Here is a 19,314-nt window from a genome sequence, read left to right on the forward strand (position 1 = left end):
TGAGAGATGAATTTTCTACAGGTCGGCGATGCCGCGATTCACTACCGGACAAAGGGTCTGTCGGCTGGCAAACCGGTCATCGCGTTCGTCAACTCGCTTGGCACGGATTTCCGTATATGGGATACCGTCATCGACGAGCTTGGCGATGCTTATGCCTATCTGCTTCACGACAAGCGCGGCCACGGCCTATCCAGCGTCGGAACGCCGCCCTATACGATAGAGACTCATGCGGACGATCTTATCGCCCTTCTCGATCATCTGAAGATCGGCGAGGTCATCGTCTGGGGGCTTTCGGTCGGTGGCCTCATCGCGCAGTCGGTTGCGATAACACATCCCGAGCGCGTTGCGGCCCTGGTCCTTTCAAATACAGCGCAGAAAATCGGCACGGCCGAGATGTGGAATGCGCGTATCGACGCCGTCCGCGCAAACGGGCTTGAGAGCCTTGTCGATCCCGTGATGGAGCGTTGGTTTACCCCTGCATTTCGCCGCGACGACAATCCGCTTTACGCGGGCGCTCGCGCCATGCTGCTTCGCCAGTCGGCCGAGGGCTACTGCGGCACCTGCGCGGCGATCCGCGATGCCGATTACACCGATGCTCTTGCTCGTCTCGTTGTCCCAACACTTTGCGTCGCTGGCGATCAGGATGGATCGACTCCATCTGAACTCGTAGAGTCGCTGGCCGGTCTCGTTGCCAACAGCTACTTTGTTAGGGTCTGCAACAACGGACACATCCCGCCGCTTGAGCAGCCGACTGCCTACGCAGCTGCGGTCGCGGACTTCCTGAAGGCCCTTCCGCCAGGCGATACCGAACCACTATCCGTCGACCGCCACAGCCGCGGCATGGCCACGCGCCGCGCGGTGCTGGGCGATGCCCATGTGGACCGGGCGAGCGCGCAGGCGACATCCTTCGATCAGCCATTTCAGACATTGATCACCGAAAGTGCCTGGGGCACGGTCTGGTCCAGCGATCGCTGGACAAAGAGAGAGCGCTCAAACGTGACCATCGCGCTTCTTGCAGCACTTGGGCAATATGAGGAGATGGCGATGCATGTCCGGGCGACCGCCAATACCGGTTCCAGTGAGGACGATATTCGCGAGGCGCTGATGCATGTGGCGATCTATGCTGGAGTGCCTGCCGCCAATCATGGCTTCAAGATTGCCAAGCAGGTGCTGGCAAACCGAAACGCATCCTCCCCGCTGAAGGAGCAGACGACGTGAGCAATCATCCACCGGAAACCGGCCCCTTCTTTGCCCGTGATCGGGAGATGCAGCCGCAAGCCTACACGCCCTGGTACAAGACCTCCGTTTTGCGCTCGCCACAGCGTGCGCTGATTTCGCTTGAGGGCACCAAGAGCGAAATCAGCGGCCCGGTTTTCGGTCATGGGTTGCTGAACCCGCTCGATAACGACCTGATCCTCAACTATGCCAAGCCCGGCGAAATGCCGATCGGGCCGCGCATTCTCGTGCATGGCCGCGTGCTCGATCAGCGCGGTGCGGGTGTCGCCGGTGCGCTTTTAGAGTTCTGGCAGGCCAATGCCGGCGGGCGCTATCGGCACAAGAAGGAAAGCTATCTCGCCGCCGTCGATCCAAATTTTGGCGGTGTCGGTCGCACCATCACCGACGAGAATGGCTATTACTGGTTCAAGACCATTCAGCCCGGTCCCTATCCATGGCCGAATGGCGTGAATGACTGGCGCCCGGCCCATATCCATTTCTCGGTCTTCGGTCATGGTTTTCAGCAGCGGTTGATTACCCAGATGTATTTCGAGGGCGATCCGCTCATCTGGCGGTGTCCGATCGTCAAGACGATCCCTGACGAGGAAGCCATCCGTCGATTGATCGCGCCGCTCGACATGAATGCGACCATTCCCATGGATATGCGCGCCTACAAGTTCGACATCGTGCTGCGTGGTCGCCGCTCCACCTTCTTCGAGAACCGCCCGGAGGGGAACTGACATGGTCCAGCCGCTCGATTATCTGAAGGAAAGCGCCTCCCAGACGGCGGGACCCTACGTCCATATTGGCTGCACACCGAACTTCGTAGGCATCAACGGCGTCTTCAAGCAAGATCTCGGCGCGGGAAAACTCTATGACGACCAGGCCACCGGCACCCGCATCACCATTCGCGGCACCGTCTTCGACGGCGGCGGCTATGCGCTGAAGGATGCGCTGGTGGAAATCTGGCAGGCCGATGCTCAAGGACTCTATAACAGCCCGAGCGAAACGGCCGGCGCTCCCGACCCCCATTTCGCCGGCTGGGGCCGGTCGCCTGGCGATATGGATACCGGTGAGTTCCTCTTCGAAACGATCAAGCCCGGCCGCGTTCCATTCAAGGATGGACGCTTCATGGCGCCGCACATCACCTTCTGGATTGTCGCGCGCGGCATCAATATCGGTCTACATACGAGAATGTATTTTCCGGAGGAGGACGCGGCAAACGTGGCTGATCCAGTGCTGGCCCGCATCGAACACAAGGACCGCGTTCCGACGCTGATCGCAAAGCCGGATGGCGAGAATGCCTATCGCTTCGACATCCGCCTGCAAGGCGATGGCGAAACCGTCTTCTTCGATATATGACCGCGATGACCCTCTCGCCCTTTGATCATCCTTTCCTCTCCGGCCTCTTCGGCGATGCCGAGATCGCCTCGCTGTTTTCTGCAGAGGCCGATATTGCCGCTATGATCCGCTTCGAGAGGGCTCTGGCATTGGCCGAGGCAGATTGCGGTATACTCGCCGTCGATATTGCGGAAACGATCGACGCCGCGCTTGGCACCTTCGTGCCGGATATGGCCGCGCTTGCGGATGGAATGGCGCGTGATGGCGTCGTCGTTCCTGGGTTCATTCGACAGATGCGCGCGGCAGTCGGTGGGGTGGCTGCGGAGAAGGTGCATTTCGGCGCAACTAGCCAGGATGTAATCGATACCAGCCTGGTGTTGAGACTGAAAGTAGCGAACGACATCATCCAGGCTCGGTTGGATGCGCTGATCGGCGATCTCGACGGGCTTCTGGAACGCGACGGCGACAAGCTGTTGATGGCGCATACGCGGATGCAGGCTGCAATCGAGATCAAGGCTGCCGACCGGATCGGTGCCTGGCGATCACCCCTGGAACGGACGCGATCCCGGCTCGCCCATTTTGCCGTCGACGGGTTTGCCTTGCAGTTCGGCGGTGCGGCGGGAACGCTCGAACGCTTCGGTGATGATGGTCCGGCTTTGCGGGCTGCACTCGCCGCCCGTCTCGGTCTTCACGATCAGGCTCAATGGCACAGCCAGCGTGACATGATCACGGAGTTCGGGGGGCTGCTGTCGCTTGTCACCGGCAGCCTCGGAAAGATTGGCCAGGACATCTCTTTACTTGCCGAGGCAGGGGCCGAGATAAGCCTCGCAGGTGGCGGCGGGTCTTCCGCCATGCCGCACAAGCAGAACCCCGTTGCAGCAGAACTGCTGGTCACGCTTGCGCGCTTCAACGCAACACAGGTTTCGGCGCTTCATCAGTCGCTTGTTCATGAGCAGGAGCGGTCGGGTGCCGCCTGGATGCTTGAGTGGATGACGCTGCCACCCACGGTATTGGCGACCGCCTCCGCACTACGGACTGCGCGCCGACTGCTAGGCGACGTCAGACGGATCGGGCGAGAGCCTGAAGAATGTGGCGGTCATCACACTTAGGAAATGACCTGCGAGAGAGGGTGTTGAAACATGATCGCTGCTTGCCGCGTGATGTTTCCTTATGCGTTGAAATCATTGTATAAATAGGAATAAAGTCGCTCCGAAAATCAGTCGCAAAAGCTGCATTTTCACCCTTCCTGAGCGTTGACTTTAAAATGAACTAACTGGTACAAACATTCAGAGGTCGGATATGGAGGGGCTTAGGAGAGCTCTTCTTGAAACACAGTCCGGCAAGAACAAGGGAGCGTTCGAAGCCTGAGTGCGGAGAACGGGGAGACGACCCAACGGCGGGCTGATGCCTTAACCGGAAGGTTGTGGAGGAACCATGTCATACAGTCTCGACTTCTCGGCGGTCATCGATCGCCTTCCCGAGTTGCTCGTCGCGTGCCTCGCCACCATAGGCCTGGCGCTTGCCGGCATGTCGATGGCGACCGTCATCGGGATTCTGGGCGTCGTAGCACGTCGGTCGCGCTTCAAGCCGTTGCGCGGCTTTGTCATCGGCTTCGTAGAGCTGATCCGCAATACGCCCTTTCTGGTCCAGATATTTTTTATCTTCTTCGCGCTGCCGCAGCTCGGTCTGCGTCTTAATCCGACAGTGACTGCTATCGTCGCGCTGGCGCTTAATGGTGGCGCCTATGCGATCGAAATCATTCGCGGGGGTGTGGATGCCGTCCCAAAGGGGCAGGTGGAAGCAGGGCTCGCGCTTGGCCTCGGTCGCGCGCAAATCTTCCGCCACATCATTCTCAAGCCTGCGCTGCGGGCAGTCTACCCCTCGCTCACAAGCCAGTTCATCATGCTGACGCTGACGACCTCCGTTTGCACGTCGATCGCCGCTTACGAACTCACCTCGGTGGCGCAGAAGATCGAGGCGGATACCTTCCGCTCCTTCGAAGTATATTTTTCCATCACGCTGCTCTACCTCGTGATTTCCTCGCTGATGATGGGCGTCTTTGGTCTCATCTCGCGCATCTCTTTCAGCTACCCGGTCAAGTGAGGAGACGATCATGGCAAGCATAGGCCCCAACGAACTGTTCTTCCTCATGCAAGGCCTGAAGTGGACCATCGCATTGACCTTGATCGGCTTTGCTGGTGGTGGTGTCTTCGGCCTTCTCGTGGCATTGGCCCGCACTGCCGAAGTCCCATCCATCCGTCGCGCAACGGCTGGCTATATCGCGGTCTTTCAGGGTACACCGCTCCTCATGCAGCTCTTCGTGGTTTATTACGGCGTGGCTCTGCTCGGCTTCAACATCGATGCGTGGATCGCTGTCGCCATCGCTTTCACACTGCATGCCAGCGCCTTTCTTGGTGAAATCTGGCGCGGTGGTATACAGGCTGTTCCGAGGGGGCAGACGGAAGCGGCTCGTGCGCTCGGCCTGCATTACAGGTCGATCATGAAGGATGTTGTCCTGCCGCAGGCATTGCGCATTTCGTTGCCGGCCACCATCGGTTTCCTGGTGCAGCTCATCAAGGGCACGTCGCTCGCTGCCATCGTCGGCTTTGTCGAATTGTCGCGCGCCGGCCAGATCGTCTCCAATCAGACGTTCCGTCCGCTTACTGTTTTCGCCATCGTTGGCCTCATCTATTTCCTGATCTGCTGGCCGCTCTCTCTTTGGGGTGCCGGCGTTGAGAAACGCCTTCAGACCGCCGCTCGATAGAGCGTCGTGGAAAGACCCGTCGGCTTTTCGAAAATCGGCTTCGATTTTCCGGACGATGGTGGAGGAGATCTACTTTCGTGACCATGCATTCATCAGTTTACAAGGAGGATAATATGATGAAATCCAGCATGACTTTCGGTCGCCGCAGCGTACTTGGGCTAATAGCCGCCGCTGCCGCTCTGCCCTTCATGGCCCCGGTCGATGCCGCGGCCGGCACGCTTGAGGAGGCGAAGGCCAAGGGCAAGGTTGTTATTGGCATTCAGGGCGACAACTCGCCTTGGGGCTTCGTCAATTCTAGCGGGGTCCAGGATGGCCTCGACGCGGATATTGGCAAAGCCTTCGCCAAAAGCCTCGGTCTTGAAGCCGAGTTCGTACCGCTCGCCGTTGCCAACCGTATTCCGGCGCTCATGACCGGTAAGGTGGACGTGCTTTTTGCAACGATGGGCATGACGCCGGAGCGCGCCAAGACGATCCAGTATTCGCAGCCCTATGCCGGCAACGTTCTGTCGGTCTATGGGCCCAAGGACAAGAAGATTGCCGGTTTTGACGATCTGAAGGGACTGAATGTCGGGGTACCGAAGTCGAGTGCCATGGACACCGCCATCACGGCGGGCGCAGGCGACAAGGCAAGCATTCTGCGCTTCGACGACGATGCCGCCAATATTCAGGCGATCGTCTCCGGTCAGGTCGAGGCCGTAGGCGGCAACCAGTTTTATGGTGATCGTCTGAACGCTGCGGCCCCCGGCAAGTATGAGTCCAAGTTCGACCTGACGACCCTTTACAATGGCGCGGGCACCCGTCCGGGAGAGAAGGACTGGAACCAGGCCATCAACACCTTCCTCGAAAAGATCAAGGCCGATGGTGAGTTGCAGGCGATTTACACCAAGTGGATGAAGCGCGAGGTTCCGAAGTTCCCGGAATCCATGCCTGACGTCCCCTTCACCGTGAAGTAAGGGAGGTTTCCATGCCGCAATCCGCCGCCCAGGCTCCGCTGATTGCCCTCGAGGGCGTCGGAAAGTGGTATGGAGCCTACCATGCACTTAGGGATATCAATCTGACGGTTCGCAAAGGCGAGAAGATCGTTCTTTGCGGCCCGTCCGGCTCTGGGAAATCGACACTGATCCGCTGCATCAACCATCTGGAGGAAATCCAGGAGGGGACGATCACCGTCGAAGGCACCAAGCTCACCGATTCCGTCCGCGCCATCGATGCCGTGCGTCGGGAGGTGGGCATGGTGTTTCAGAGCTTCAACCTTTTCCCGCACAAGACCATCATGGAAAACTGTACGCTTGCGCCGATGCGGGTGAAAGGGCTGTCCAAATCGGATGCTGAGGAAACCGCACGCAAATATCTCGCTCGCGTGCGCATCCTCGATCAGGCCGACAAGTATCCCGCCCAGCTCTCCGGCGGCCAGCAGCAGCGTGCGGCAATCGCGAGGGCGCTGTGCATGGAGCCGAAGGCGATGCTCTTCGACGAGCCGACCTCGGCGCTCGACCCGGAAATGGTCAAGGAAGTGCTGGATACGATGATCGGCCTTGCCCGCGACGGGATGACCATGATCTGCGTGACCCACGAAATGGGCTTTGCTCGTCAGGTGGCGGATCGCGTGGTGTTCATGGCGTCGGGCGAGATCATCGAGGAGGGGCCGCCGGAAGAATTCTTCCGCGATCCCAAACACCAGCGCACGCGCACCTTTCTCGGCGAAATCTTGGCGCACCACTGAAGCAAGCGGCGGGATGACCCGCCGCGCCTTTCACGCCGCATAAACGGTCCATATCCATGACAGAACGAACCGCCTATCAGGTCGGCCTTATTGGCGCCGACATCCAGCTTTCGAAATCGCCGGCGCTCCACATGCGCGAGGGTCGCGCACACGGACTCGACTATTCTTACGAACTCGTGGACATCAATGTCCGCAACGTGCCGGAGACCGCGCTGCCCGACCTTCTCGCGGAATTGGAAGCCCGCGGCTTTGCCGGAACCAATATTACGCATCCATTCAAACAGGCGGTAATCTCCCATCTGGACGAGCTTTCCGAGGACGCCCGCATGCTGGGCGCCGTCAACACGGTCGTCTTCCGAGATGGCAAGCGCATCGGTCACAATACCGACTGGTACGGTTTTTACGAAAGCTTTCAGCGCGGTCTACCCGCTGCCTGGCGCGATCGGGCGCTTCTCATTGGTGCAGGTGGCGCCGGTGTCGCGGTTGCCCATGCCGCATTGAAACTCGGCATCGGCAGGCTGGATATTTTCGACCAGGACGCGGACCGTTCGGCACGGCTTGCGCGTGAACTCAACAACCGCTTTGGAGAGGGGCGGGCGACGCCAGCCAGAACGCCAGCAGCCGTGCTGGGCAATGTCGATGGTCTTATCCACGCGACACCTGTTGGCATGCCGGCCCATCCCGGCATCCCCGTCGATCCCGATCTGATTATGCCGCGCCAATGGGTCGCTGATATCGTCTACATGCCCCTCATCACCAGGCTGATCGAGGCCGCTGCGGCGAAGGGTTGTCAGACATTACCGGGCGGCGGCATGGCGATTTTCCAGGCTGTCGGTGCATTCAGGCTATTCTGCGAACGTGAGCCGGATGCGGAGCGGATGAGCGCACACTTTGCGGAGATGTTTCAAGCGGAGGCGGCCGCATGAGCCTATTTTTTGTTCTGAACGGACCGAACCTCAACCTGCTCGGGCAGCGCCAGCCGGAAATCTACGGCCGCGAGACGCTTGCCGATGTCGAAGCGGCGTGTCGCGACGTAGCGATGGCCTCAGGTCATGAGCTCTTCTTCGCCCAAAGCAATCGGGAATACGAGTTGATCGACTGGATCCACGAGGCACGCGGCAAGGCCGCAGGCATCGTCATCAATCCTGGCGCTTTCAGTCACACGTCGATTGCCATCCTTGATGCATTGAACGCATATGAGGCGCCAGTGGTCGAGGTCCATATTTCCAACATCCACAAGCGGGAGGTCTTTCGCCACCACTCCTATGTATCGATGCGAGCCGACGGCGTTATCGCGGGTCTCGGTATCGACGGCTACTGCGTGGCGCTTCGCCATCTTATCGCTCGTCAGACCCTATAGCGTCGATATGTTCGGGCCGCACCACATAGCGCAGGACCATTACAGCCACGTGGCGGGCCAGCGTTTGTTGCGCTTGCGGCGTGAAAAGATCTTCGCCGAAGATGGAAGAGAAGGTCGGAGCGTTAGAGACGTTGAAGAAAGAGAGCGCACTGATCTGCCAGTGGAGCTCCAGTGCCTCGATGCCTTCACGAAAGACACCGCTATCCTGACCGCGCTTCAGCACCGCCTCGAGCGCGGCAATGGCGGGACGGTTGAGGCTTCGGATGGACTTCGACATCTGCACATGCCGGCCGTGATGGATATTTTCGATCATGACCATGCGGATGAAGGCCGGACTGCGGCGGTGATGCTCGAAAGTGTAGCGACAGAGTGCGTCGAGCGCGGCCATCGGGTCGAGATGGTCCAGTGCCAGATCGCTTTCGCCACCGCGCACCTTACTGTAGGCTTCTTCCAGAACATGCTGGTACAGGCCCTCCTTGTCGCCAAAATAATAATAGATCATGCGTTTGGACGTTTTCGTTCGTGCCGCGATTTCGTCTATCCGCGCCCCGGAAAGACCGTTCTGGGAAAATTCCTCCATCGCGACCGCCAGTATGTCGCGCCGCACGCCTTCCGGATCGCGCTTTGCCGGACGCGCCTTTTTACCCTCAGTGGTCGTCGCGGTGCTCGTCATGTTTCCCCCGGATGCTTTGCATCCGCGTTTTTCCACGTTCCATATTAACCAACTCGTACATAAACACGAAAGGTAAGGCAATATGGCCCAGTACCAGACAGACAAGCAAAGCGTGATGATGCGCACGTCGATGGCGACAGTGTCGATCAGCGGCGAGTTTCCTGAAAAGCTGGCAGCGATTGCCCGTGCTGGCTTTGACGGCGTCGAGATATTCGAGAACGACTTTCTGACCTACGATGCCTCGCCACGCGAGGTGGCAAAGATCGTCCGTGATCATGGTCTGGACATCACGCTTTTCCAGCCGTTTCGAGATTTCGAAGGCATGCCGGAGCCTCACCGCAGCCGCGCCTTCGAGCGGGCGGAGCGCAAGTTCGAAATCATGCAAGAGCTTGGCACTGATCTCATGCTGATTTGCTCGAACGTATCGCCGATCTCGCTTGGCGGGATAGACCGGGCGGCAGCTGATTTCCACGACCTTGGGGAGATGGCCGCTCGGCATGGTGTGCGTGTCGGTTATGAAGCACTGGCTTGGGGACGCCACATCAACGACCATCGCGACGCATGGGAAATCGTGCGGCGGACCGATCACCCGAATGTCGGCATCATTCTGGATAGTTTCCACACCTTGTCCCGCAAGATCGATCCCAATTCGATCCGCTCTATTCCCGGCGACAAGATCTTCATCGTGCAGCTTGCCGATGCGCCACTCTTCGACATGGATCTGCTCTACTGGAGCCGCCATTTCCGCAATATGCCAGGAGAGGGCGATCTGCCAGTCGTCGATTTCATGCGCGCCGTGGCTGCCACGGGTTACACCGGCCCGCTCTCCCTTGAAATCTTCAATGATCAATTCCGTGGCGGATCAGCCAGGGCTTTGGCAGAGGACGGACATCGCTCGCTCATCAATCTGATGGACCGCGTCCGGCGCCACGAGCCCGATATCCGTCTTTCCATGCCGGCGATGCCGGACCGTGTCGAGGCGAAAGGGGTGGAGTTCGTCGAGTTCACCTCGGCACCCGACGAACAACAGACCCTCATCGATCTTCTACAAACGCTTGGCTTTAGACGCACCGCCCGGCACCGCAACCGCGCTGTCGATCTCTATACCCAGGGCGATATCCGTATCCTGATTAATACGGATGAGAGTGGCGATAGCTTTGCCGGCGCTTCCTATGCCGTACATGGCACCAATGCCTATGCATTTGGCCTCAAGGTCGATAATGCCGAGCAAGCGCTCGCCCGCGTGCGCGCACTCGGTGCGCCAGTCTTTTCCGAGCCCCGGCAGCCCGGCGAAGTCGCGGTGCCCGGCATTCAGGGCGTCGGCAACGGTGTCATCTACTTCCTCGACGATAATGCGCCGCTTGGCGGTATCTGGGAGAGCGAATTCGAGGCTTTGGTCGACGAGGGCGGGTCGCTCACAGCGCGTCTTACCCGCATCGACCATCTTGCCCAGACAACCCATTATGACGAGATGCTGACGTGGCTTCTATTCTACACATCGATCTTCTCGACCCGGCGCACACCGATGGTCGATGTCGTCGATCCGGGCGGACTGGTCCGGAGCCAAGCCATCGAAAGCGAGCCGGAACCGCTTTTCCGCCTCACCATGAACGGTGCTGAAAATCGCAAGACCTTTGCCGGCAAATTCCTGGCAGAAGGCTTCGGCACCAGCATCCAGCACATCGCATTTGCGAGCGACGACATCTTTGCGACCGCCGAAGCGCTAAAGGCCACCGGCTTTCAGGCGCTGCCGATCTCGCGAAACTATTACGATGACCTCGAGGCACGCTTCGGTCTTGAACCGGATTTCTCCGATGCGCTGCGTGCTGCCAGTATCCTTTACGACCGCGACGAACACGGCGAATATTTCCAGATCTATAGCCGCACTTTCGGTGAAGGGTTCTTCTTCGAAATCATCGAGCGACGCGGCGCCTATAACGGCTATGGCGCCATGAACGCGCCCTTCCGCATTGCCGCCCAGCGTCGCCTACTGCGACCGGAGGGCCTACCGAAGCTATAGTCGTTCTTTGTTGCAACACACGGGCACCGTGTTGCTAGCGGTGGCTCAGACGGGGGTATGGCACCGGTGGTAGAGAACGGCATCGCAACTTGGAACAATGCCCGGACGTTGCAGTGCTATCGAGGATGCTATGCGGCAAATGCCAATGAGGAGCACATCTCTCGCGAGATCACGCTCCTCATCAAGGCAAGATATTTTTTGTTTGCCTAAGGACGCCCACCTCTACGCGGCAGGGTTTGCGATCCGATCAAGCTTGGCCCAGGCGTCTCGACATTTCCTCCCGTGTCTTCCCGCTACGGTGCAGGATGAGGATCACGGTGGTGGTGCCGCAGATGGCCGCGATGGGCAGCAGCGTGTAGAGAAGTTGCTGCGGACCCATGCCGCTTGCCAGGAGCCAGCCAGCGACGAGAGGTCCGACGATTGAACCAAGCCGACCGACAGAAACGGCAAGGCCGACGCCGGTGCCGCGCACCTCGCTTGGATAGCATTGTGGGGCAATACCATAGAGCAGCGCCTGTACGCCGATGACCGTCGCGCCGACAAAAGTGCCAGCCGCCAGCGCCGCCGCAACATTGCCCGCGGGCAACATGGCAAGAGATGTGATTGCCAGCATCAGCCCGATAAAGCAGAGCGATGCGGAAAAGGCAGGCCTGTTGCCGTCCAGCAGCCGCCCGCCAAGGATGGCGCCAGCTGCGCCGCCGATATTGAAAACGATCTGCACGGTCGACGCCGTTTCACGCGCAAAGCCCAGTGACACGAGAATCTGCGGCAGCCAGTTGAGAAGCAGATATACGACGATGAGGCCGAAGAAGAAGGCGGCCCAGAGCAGCAGCGTCTGTGGCAGTGCACCCGGCGCCATCAGCACGTCGCGGCGACGGGCAGGTGCCCTTGCATCGCGTGTCACGCGGAACGGTCCCATCATGAGTTGGAGCGGCAGGGCCAGCAGCAATGGCAAGATGCCGCCTACCAGGAATATCGAGCCCCAGTCGTCATGCAGGCCAAGCAGGGCGATGAGGCTGGCGAGTGCGCCACCAAGCGGCACGCCGGCATACATGATCGCAACTGCCCTGCCGCGCCGCTCAGGCGCAACGGATTCAGCGGCAATTGCGATGAGATTAGGCAGCGCGCCCCCAAGGCCGACGCCGGTCAGAAACCGCATCGCAACCAAATGCTCGAACGTGTCGGAGAAAGCCGTGCCGATCGAAAACAGGCCGAAGACGATCAGCGAAAGGGCAAGCCCGTTGCGCCGTCCAAAGCGATCAGCGATAACGCCGCCGCACAGCGCGCCGAGCACCAGTCCGAAGGTCGCCGATGAGAGGAAAACGCCCAGCTGTGACGGTGAGAGCCCAAAGGCGGAAACAAGTTTCGGCACAGCAACACCCGCTGCCTGAAGGTCGAAGCCTTCGATAATCGCGGCGAGAAACACAAGCACGAGTGCGCGCGTTCCCGTCCCCGCATGAATATGCGTGGCTTTAGTCATGATATTCTCCTCCCAAAGGCCGCCTCAGCGGCAATCATGCTTTCATTTGGCCTACGTCTGACGGAGCCTCAGCGATAACTCCCGCAGTCCTCCCGAGCCTATCCTCTGCGAGTAAGGGCTCCCTCTCTTCAACGCCGCCGCTCGAAGGCGATGGCTAAAACTGTAACCGTGCTTTCTGCCCGTTCAGATGACGTCACGCGCCCTTCCAGATGCGCGACAACAATTGGCGCAGCACCTCGCGTTCTCTTGGCGTCAGCGCACTAAATGTACGTTCCTCCTGCGCCATGACCCTCGCGCGCCATTCGGCCACGGCCTCAGCACCCGTCTCACTCAAGTGCAGATGCTGAATGCGCTGGTCCTCATCATCGGCGAGACGTTCAATCCATCCCTGAGTGTCGAAGTGCGCGAGGATTGGTGCGAGATTGGCCCGCTGCAGCCGCGCCTGCCGGCCGATCTCAGCTGCGGTGATGCTTGGCGTCTCATCGATCAGGCACAGAACCGTGAAAGGTATTGGTTTGATCTCGTCGCCCAGCGCCTCGGCAAAACCCGCCAGATCGAGGATCGAGGCCCGACGCAGATGGTAACCGAGGAGATCGTCCATGACAGGCGCTCTTAACCCTTCAATGTCCTGCATTCTCGCCTTCACGCGTCGCCCTTTTCAAAAATAGTAAAATTGACCCTTGTCAGTTTTGTATCGCTATGTGATATAGCAGTCAATCGCTATTTCACATAGCAATGTTTGAGGTCGGGAGCCTCGGACGCTCTAGGGAGGAGAAACCATGACATCGACATCGAACCTGTTTCGACGCGTGAATCCGATTAGCGGCGAGGTGGCGAGCGAAGCGCCGGCGCAAACGCCTGATGAGGCGATAGCTGCAGTCGATGCGGCCGCTCGCGCCATGCCGGCCTGGGCCGCACAAGGGCCGAATGCGCGCCGCGCCGCGCTTCTGAAAGCGGCTGATGCCGTCAGTTCAAAGGGCGACGCCTTTGTGACTGCGATGATGGCCGAGATCGGTGCGACCGAAGCCTGGGCGCGCTTCAACGTCATGCTTGCAGCGTCGATGCTGCGCGAGGCCGCGTCACTCACCACTCAAGTTGCTGGCGAAGTTATCCCTTCCGACAAGCCTGGCTGTCTTGCCATGGCCATTCGCGAACCAGCGGGCGTCGTGCTTGGCATCGCGCCGTGGAATGCGCCGGTCATCCTAGGTGTGCGTGCGTTGGCCACTCCTCTGGCTTGCGGCAATGCAGTGGTGTTCAAAGCAAGTGAACTGTGCCCGAAAACCCATGGCCTTATCGTCGAGGCCCTGGCGGAGGCCGGATTGCCCGAGGGTCTCGTCCAGCTTGTCACCAATGCGCCGCAGGATGCGGCAGACGTCGTCGGTGCCTTGATCGATCATCCGGCTATCCGACGTGTCAATTTTACCGGTTCTACGGCCGTCGGGCGCATAGTCGCCATGCGTGCGGCACAAAACCTCAAGCCCTGTGTTCTGGAACTTGGCGGCAAAGCGCCGCTTGTAGTGTTGGACGATGCGGATCTCGACGAGACAGTGAAGGCAGCTGCCTTTGGCGCTTTTTTCAACCAGGGCCAGATCTGCATGTCGACGGAACGGATTATCGTCGTCGATGCTGTGGCGGATGCCTTCCTTGAAAAATTTGCCGCCAAAGTGCGGATGCTCACCGCTGGAGATCCGCGCCAGGGTGCGGCGCCGCTTGGCGCTGTTGTGGATATCAAAACCGCCGATAAGCTTAAGGGCCTGATCGACGACGCCGTCGCCAAGGGTGCAAAGGTGATTGCGGCGGGCGAGCCGAACGGTGTGCTCGTTCCTGCCCATGTCGTCGCGGATGTCAGCGCTGGAATGCGCCTCTATTCCGAGGAGAGCTTCGGGCCTGTCGTCGCGGTGATCCGAGCGAAGGACGAGGCCGACGCCATCCGCATTGCCAATGACAGCGAATACGGTCTTTCGGCTGCGGTCTTCACAGGAGATGCGGCCCGCGGCCTGAAGGTCGCCCGACAGATTCGCTCCGGGATTTGCCATGTTAATGGCCCCACGGTGGATGACGAAGCGCAGATGCCTTTCGGCGGCGTCGGGGCTTCGGGCTACGGGCGCTTTGGCGGCAAGGCCGGTATTGCGGAATTCACCGAGCTTCGCTGGATCACGGTCGAGACCGAAGCCGGACGCTTCCCGATCTGATCTTACGTCGAGCCTGTGCTCGCCTTCAAATCATTTAAAAGGAAACCAATTTCATGACCGAGAATAGCAGCAAGGCGGACGTCGTCGCCGTCGATATTGCCGAAGGCATCGCCTGGGTCCGTTTCAACCGTCCGGAAAAGCGCAATGCGATGAGCCCCGAGCTAAACCGCCGGATGCTGGACGTGCTGGACGAGCTGGAGTTCCGCGAGGATGTCGGCGTTCTTGTCCTTAGCGGCGAAGGCACAGCCTGGACGGCTGGCATGGATCTCAAGGAATATTTCCGTGAAACTGAGGCCAAGGGTCTGGCTGGCGTGCGCCAGAGCCAGCGCGAGAGCTATGGCTGGTGGCGTCGTCTGCGCTGGTACCAGAAGCCGACTATTGCGATGGTCAATGGATGGTGCTTCGGTGGCGGTTACGGTCCGCTCTTCGCCTGCGATCTGGCCTTTGCAGCGGATGAGGCTAAGTTTGGTCTCTCCGAGATCAACTGGGGTATTCTGCCAGGCGGTGGCGCAACGAAGGTAGCAGTAGAGCTGATGCCCTTCCGTCAGGCCATGTATCACGCCATGCTTGGTGAGCCGATCGACGGTCAAAAGGCCGCTGCCTGGGGCCTCGTCAACGAAAGCCTGCCGCTTGCCTCGCTAAAGGGCCGGGTGACCGAGGTTGCCAAGGTTCTGCTGGCCAAGAACCCCGTAGCCCTTAAGGCGACCAAGGATGCGGTGCGCCGCGTCGGCGTCATGACCTATGACGAGGCTGAGGATTATCTTGTGCGCGCTCAGGAAGCCGCCAATTCCTACGACAGTGAAGGTCGCAAGGAGGGCATCCGCCAGTTCATCGACGAGAAGACCTACAAACCGGGTCTCGGCTCTTACGACAAGAGTAAAATCCACAGCTGATAGAGGTTTTACTGGGAGGAGGACCAACATCATGCATAACTGGCTAGCCCCCGATCCGGTGGGCCTGCATGCGCAGGCGCGCCCGGAAAAACTCGCCCTTGTCGATTTGGCGTCCGGGAGGCGCTGGACCTATCGGGGCCTCGACCGGGCGATCGAGCAGGCAAGAGCGGCAATCGACACGCTCGGCCTTGGGCCGGGTGACAGGCTCGCGTCGATTGCACGCAACTCCGCCGATCTTGTGATTGCGCAGCAGGCCTGTCTGCGGTCCGGCCTTATCTTCACGCCACTGAACTGGCGGCTCGCGGCTGCCGAGATCGATTCTATTCTCATCGACTGTACCCCCGCACTGATCCTGGTCGACGGATCGTCGGCAGGTTTCGCGGTGCCGGACGGCGCAAGACTGCTCGATATCGCAGCGTTTACTGCACGTTGCGAAAATGCGGCGGCAGGCGAACGAGGCTCTCCGCAAGATGCCAACCGGCCTTGCGTCCTTCTCTACACCTCCGGAACGTCCGGCGTGCCGAAGGGCGTCATTCTAACCCCCCAGACACTGTTCTTCACCGGCGTCAATTTCGGCGTGCTGGGGCAGGTGACGTCGGAGTCGGTCTTTCTCGCGGAATCGCCCTTCTTCCATGTCATCGGCCTGGTAACCTCCGTCTGGCCGCCATTGGTTCAGGGCGGTACGGTGCTGGTCTCATCCGGCTTCGATCCGGTCGTTACCAATTCCCGGCTTGCGGACCGCGCGCTCGGCATCACCCATTACTTCTGCGTCCCGCAGATGGCGACGGCGTTGAAGGACGCCGATGGTTTCCAGCCGGAAAACTGGTCGCTCGCTGCGCTTTTCACCGGCGGCGCTCCGAACCCGCCTGCCAATATCCGTTGGTGGCTGGAGCGTGGCGTTGCCATGGTGGATGGCTACGGAATGACCGAGGCCGGAACGATCCTTGGCATGCCGCTCGATCCAGCGCTGATTTCCAATCATGCCGGCGCGGTCGGCCAGGCGGGACCGGCCACGGCCATTCGCATCGTCGATGCCGAGGGCCGGGAGGTGCAGGACGGGACCGCTGGCGAGATCATCGTCAAAGGGCCGCATGTCACCCCCGGTTACTGGAACCGACCGGAAGAGCGCGATGCCGCCTTCACGCCGGATGGCTGGCTGCGCACCGGCGACATTGGACTTCGAGATGCCGATGGGTTCGTGACCGTTGTCGATCGCCGAAAGGACATGTTCATTTCGGGCGGTGAGAACGTCTATCCAGTAGAGATCGAAAGCGTCCTCGCCGAACATCCAGCGGTCCTCCAGGTGGCAGTTATTGGTGTGCCGGACCCGCGCTGGGGCGAGGCGGGGCATGCCTTCGTTATACTTTCACCAGGATGCGAAGATGCGGAGGGCGAACTTCGTGCCCATTGCGAGGCGCGGCTTGCCCGCTTCAAGGTGCCGAAACATTTCCGGATCGTCACGGAACTGCCCCGTACCAGCACCGGCAAAATCCGCAAGAACAAGCTCCGTGAGAGTCTTTCCGCCTGACCGTCCCGTTCCCCCCATCCAGCAGCGCCGCCAAGCGACGCTAAGCCAGTTAGGAGACAATCATGCGCACGCAAGTCGCTATCGTCGGAGCCGGTCCCGCCGGACTTATCCTTGCTCATCTCCTCCATGCCTCGGGCATCGAGACAGTGGTGATCGAGCGGCAGACACGCGCCTATGTGGAGGGACGGGTGCGGGCAGGGGTGCTGGAACAGGGAACAGTGGACTGCCTGTCCCGCCTTGGGCTGGACCAGCGTTTGCGCGAGGAAGGGCTGCGCCATTCCGGCACGCATCTGTCTGCCGACGGCGATGATTTTCGCATCGATCTCGAACAGGCTTCGGGCGGTGCTTGCGTTACGGTCTATGGCCAGCAGGAGGTGACGCGCGACCTTTTCGAAGCCGCCGAGGCGCGGGGTCTGACGATCCTCTTCGAAGCGAGCGACGTCGGTCTCCACGATATAGAGACGGAAAAACCCTTCGTTACCTTGCGCACGCCGTCCGGGGAGGTCCGGGTCGACTGCGATTTCGTGGTCGGCTGCGACGGGTTTCATGGCATCAGCCGCCAGGCGATCCCCAACCATGTTTTGCGCATCTTCGAGCGTGTCTATTCGTTCGGCTGGCTCGGCATTCTCACCGAGCGTCCGCCTGTCAGTGAGGAACTCGTCTATGCCAGTCATGAGCGCGGCTTCGCGCTTGCCTCGATGCGTTCCATCACGCGCAGCCGCTATTACATCCAGTGCGACATGGGCGAGCGGCTGGAAGACTGGCCGGACGAACGTATCTGGGATGAACTGGCCGTGCGGCTTGGACCCAATCTCGGCGCACGGCTCCAGCGCGGGCCTTCTTTCGAAAAAAGCATTGCGCCGCTGCGCAGCTTTGTTGCCGAGCCGATGCGCTATGGCCGGTTGTTCCTCGCCGGAGATTCTGCCCATATCGTGCCGCCGACTGGAGCGAAGGGCCTCAATCTCGCAGTCTCTGACGTGACCATGCTGGGCGAGGCGCTGGCGGAGTTCTATAGCGAGCGCTCGGCGGCCGGGATCGATGCCTACTCGGCGCGGGCGCTGGGGCGCGTCTGGAAGGCTGAGCGTTTTTCCTGGTGGTTCACCACCCTTACGCATCGTTTCCCCGAAACGGGGGCTTTTGAGCGGCGGATGCAGGTGGCCGAACTCAGCTATCTGCGAAGCTCATCACGTGCGCAGGCAAGTTTTGCCGAAAACTACGTCGGCTTGCCTCTGGGATGACTGACGCTTAGACGAGAAGCCCCTTCAATTCCGTCTGCACCGCACTCAGCGCCGGCAGATAGCGCGCAACCAGGTCCTGCATCGAACCTGCGGAAGCGGCGACACCGACATTGAGCGCCGCCACCGTCTTTCCCCGCGCATTCTTCAGCGGCACGGCCAGCGAGCGCAGGCCGATCTCGACTTCCTGATCGATCATCGCATGACCACGAGCGGCGGTCGCTTCGATTTCAGCCATGAGAGCATCGATATCGGTAAGCGTCATCGGCGTGCGTGCAACGATGTCGGAGCGCTCCAGAGAGGCGCGGCGGTCTTCTAGGGACAGGGAAGCCAGAAGGACCCGCCCCATGGAGGTGCAATAGGCGGGCAGCCGCGACCCTGGCATCAGGGCAATCGACATGACGCGACGCTGGGCGGCACGTGCGACATAAACGATTTCGGTATCATCGAGGATTGAAACGGATGTACTTTGTCCGATGTCTTCCGACAGTTGATCGAGAAAGGGCTGCACAATGCGCGGCAGTGGCATTGAAGCAAGACAGCCCGTTCCAAGTCGGAGTACCTTTGGGGTGACGGTGAAGAATTTTCCATCATAGGCGGCGTAGCCGAGCTCGGCCAGCGTCAAAAGACAGCGTCTTGCGGTCGCACGATCCAGTTGGGCAATCTCTGCCGCCGCGGAGATCGACAGTCTCGGCCGTTCGGCGCTGAAGGCTTCGATAATGCTCAGCCCTTTGGCGAGGCCACCCATCATGTCGCGTCCACTCACAGCCATGTGCCGCCTTTCTCAATAGTGTGCGATAATCGAACAAATATACTATATCGCACAAATGGGCTTGATGTCGAGCCGAGTTGGGATTTACGTGAACCTTAAGCGAGCCACACGACAGGTC

The 19,314-nt window shown here is 60.0% G+C and carries 19 protein-coding genes; 15 read left to right on the forward strand and 4 right to left on the reverse strand.

The genetic code is table 11. The annotated features are described in order from the left end of the window. Positions 1–6 precede the first annotated feature (6 nt). The 10 genes from pcaDC to aroQ all read left to right on the forward strand — a co-directional run bounded on the left by pcaDC (position 7) and on the right by aroQ (position 8,403). Positions 7–1,218, forward strand: coding sequence for a bifunctional 3-oxoadipate enol-lactonase/4-carboxymuconolactone decarboxylase PcaDC (gene pcaDC, locus EYC79_RS08570; RefSeq protein ID WP_111846547.1), 1,212 nt, complete (start codon positions 7–9; stop codon positions 1,216–1,218). Then, positions 1,215–1,955: a protocatechuate 3,4-dioxygenase subunit beta gene (gene pcaH / locus EYC79_RS08575; RefSeq protein WP_130977685.1), complete on the forward strand. Its 741-nt coding sequence runs from the start codon at positions 1,215–1,217 to the stop codon at positions 1,953–1,955. The genes pcaDC and pcaH overlap by 4 nt, the downstream gene beginning before the upstream one ends. A gap of 1 nt (position 1,956) precedes the next feature. After that, a complete protein-coding gene (gene pcaG, locus EYC79_RS08580) occupies positions 1,957–2,577 on the forward strand; it encodes a protocatechuate 3,4-dioxygenase subunit alpha (RefSeq protein WP_062424469.1) in 621 nt (206 codons plus the stop codon). A 5-nt stretch (positions 2,578–2,582) separates the two neighbouring features. Then, complete coding sequence (locus EYC79_RS08585; protein ID WP_130977722.1) at positions 2,583–3,665, forward strand: 3-carboxy-cis,cis-muconate cycloisomerase; 1,083 nt, start codon at positions 2,583–2,585, stop codon at positions 3,663–3,665. A 325-nt stretch (positions 3,666–3,990) separates the two neighbouring features. Next, positions 3,991–4,659 carry an amino acid ABC transporter permease gene (locus EYC79_RS08590; protein ID WP_130977686.1) on the forward strand — a complete coding sequence of 223 codons (669 nt, stop codon included), beginning with the start codon at positions 3,991–3,993 and terminating at the stop codon, positions 4,657–4,659. 10 nt (positions 4,660–4,669) lie between these two features. Further along, on the forward strand, positions 4,670–5,320 hold the full coding sequence (locus EYC79_RS08595; protein WP_113326509.1) for an amino acid ABC transporter permease: 651 nt from the start codon (positions 4,670–4,672) through the stop codon (positions 5,318–5,320). A gap of 113 nt (positions 5,321–5,433) precedes the next feature. After that, positions 5,434–6,273 carry a transporter substrate-binding domain-containing protein gene (locus EYC79_RS08600; RefSeq protein ID WP_082479230.1) on the forward strand — a complete coding sequence of 280 codons (840 nt, stop codon included), beginning with the start codon at positions 5,434–5,436 and terminating at the stop codon, positions 6,271–6,273. A gap of 11 nt (positions 6,274–6,284) precedes the next feature. Beyond that, positions 6,285–7,043, forward strand: a complete 759-nt coding sequence (locus tag EYC79_RS08605; RefSeq protein ID WP_130977687.1) for an amino acid ABC transporter ATP-binding protein — start codon at positions 6,285–6,287, stop codon at positions 7,041–7,043. A 56-nt stretch (positions 7,044–7,099) separates the two neighbouring features. Beyond that, positions 7,100–7,969, forward strand: coding sequence for a shikimate dehydrogenase (locus EYC79_RS08610; protein ID WP_130977688.1), 870 nt, complete (start codon positions 7,100–7,102; stop codon positions 7,967–7,969). Then, positions 7,966–8,403, forward strand: coding sequence for a type II 3-dehydroquinate dehydratase (gene aroQ, locus EYC79_RS08615; protein WP_130977689.1), 438 nt, complete (start codon positions 7,966–7,968; stop codon positions 8,401–8,403). The genes EYC79_RS08610 and aroQ overlap by 4 nt, the downstream gene beginning before the upstream one ends. Here aroQ and EYC79_RS08620 read toward each other — a convergent pair. After that, positions 8,381–9,076, reverse strand: a complete 696-nt coding sequence (locus EYC79_RS08620) for a TetR/AcrR family transcriptional regulator (RefSeq protein WP_062424475.1) — start codon at positions 9,074–9,076, stop codon at positions 8,381–8,383. The genes aroQ and EYC79_RS08620 overlap by 23 nt on opposite strands. Positions 9,077–9,194: 118 nt before the next feature. Between EYC79_RS08620 and EYC79_RS08625 the strand changes: the two genes are divergently transcribed. Beyond that, a complete protein-coding gene (locus EYC79_RS08625) occupies positions 9,195–11,096 on the forward strand; it encodes a bifunctional sugar phosphate isomerase/epimerase/4-hydroxyphenylpyruvate dioxygenase family protein (RefSeq protein ID WP_130977723.1) in 1,902 nt (633 codons plus the stop codon). Between the two features lie 247 nt (positions 11,097–11,343). Here EYC79_RS08625 and EYC79_RS08630 read toward each other — a convergent pair whose 3' ends face one another. Together EYC79_RS08630 and EYC79_RS08635 are read right to left on the reverse strand one after the other, a co-directional pair. Beyond that, entirely contained in the window at positions 11,344–12,576 is a 1,233-nt protein-coding gene (locus EYC79_RS08630) for an MFS transporter (RefSeq protein ID WP_130977690.1), read from the reverse strand. 193 nt (positions 12,577–12,769) lie between these two features. Next, positions 12,770–13,177, reverse strand: a complete 408-nt coding sequence (locus EYC79_RS08635; RefSeq protein WP_165456985.1) for a MarR family winged helix-turn-helix transcriptional regulator — start codon at positions 13,175–13,177, stop codon at positions 12,770–12,772. 178 nt (positions 13,178–13,355) lie between these two features. Between EYC79_RS08635 and EYC79_RS08640 the strand changes: the two genes are divergently transcribed. The 4 genes from EYC79_RS08640 to pobA all read left to right on the forward strand — a co-directional run bounded on the left by EYC79_RS08640 (position 13,356) and on the right by pobA (position 18,427). Next, positions 13,356–14,768, forward strand: a complete 1,413-nt coding sequence (locus EYC79_RS08640; protein ID WP_130977692.1) for an aldehyde dehydrogenase — start codon at positions 13,356–13,358, stop codon at positions 14,766–14,768. Positions 14,769–14,821: 53 nt separating this feature from the next. Further along, positions 14,822–15,661: a p-hydroxycinnamoyl CoA hydratase/lyase gene (locus EYC79_RS08645; RefSeq protein ID WP_130977693.1), complete on the forward strand. Its 840-nt coding sequence runs from the start codon at positions 14,822–14,824 to the stop codon at positions 15,659–15,661. A gap of 31 nt (positions 15,662–15,692) precedes the next feature. Further along, positions 15,693–17,189 (forward strand): AMP-binding protein, encoded by a 1,497-nt coding sequence (locus EYC79_RS08650; protein WP_130977694.1) that lies wholly within the window; start codon positions 15,693–15,695, stop codon positions 17,187–17,189. Positions 17,190–17,251: 62 nt separating this feature from the next. Then, a complete protein-coding gene (gene pobA, locus EYC79_RS08655; RefSeq protein ID WP_130977695.1) occupies positions 17,252–18,427 on the forward strand; it encodes a 4-hydroxybenzoate 3-monooxygenase in 1,176 nt (391 codons plus the stop codon). A 7-nt stretch (positions 18,428–18,434) separates the two neighbouring features. On the opposite strand, the gene EYC79_RS08660 is transcribed toward pobA, so the two are convergent. Next, on the reverse strand, positions 18,435–19,196 hold the full coding sequence (locus EYC79_RS08660; protein ID WP_130977696.1) for an IclR family transcriptional regulator domain-containing protein: 762 nt from the start codon (positions 19,194–19,196) through the stop codon (positions 18,435–18,437). Positions 19,197–19,314 lie beyond the last annotated feature (118 nt).

It is taken from the genome of Agrobacterium cavarae, assembly GCF_004310285.1.
GTDB classification, from domain to species: domain Bacteria; phylum Pseudomonadota; class Alphaproteobacteria; order Rhizobiales; family Rhizobiaceae; genus Agrobacterium; species Agrobacterium cavarae.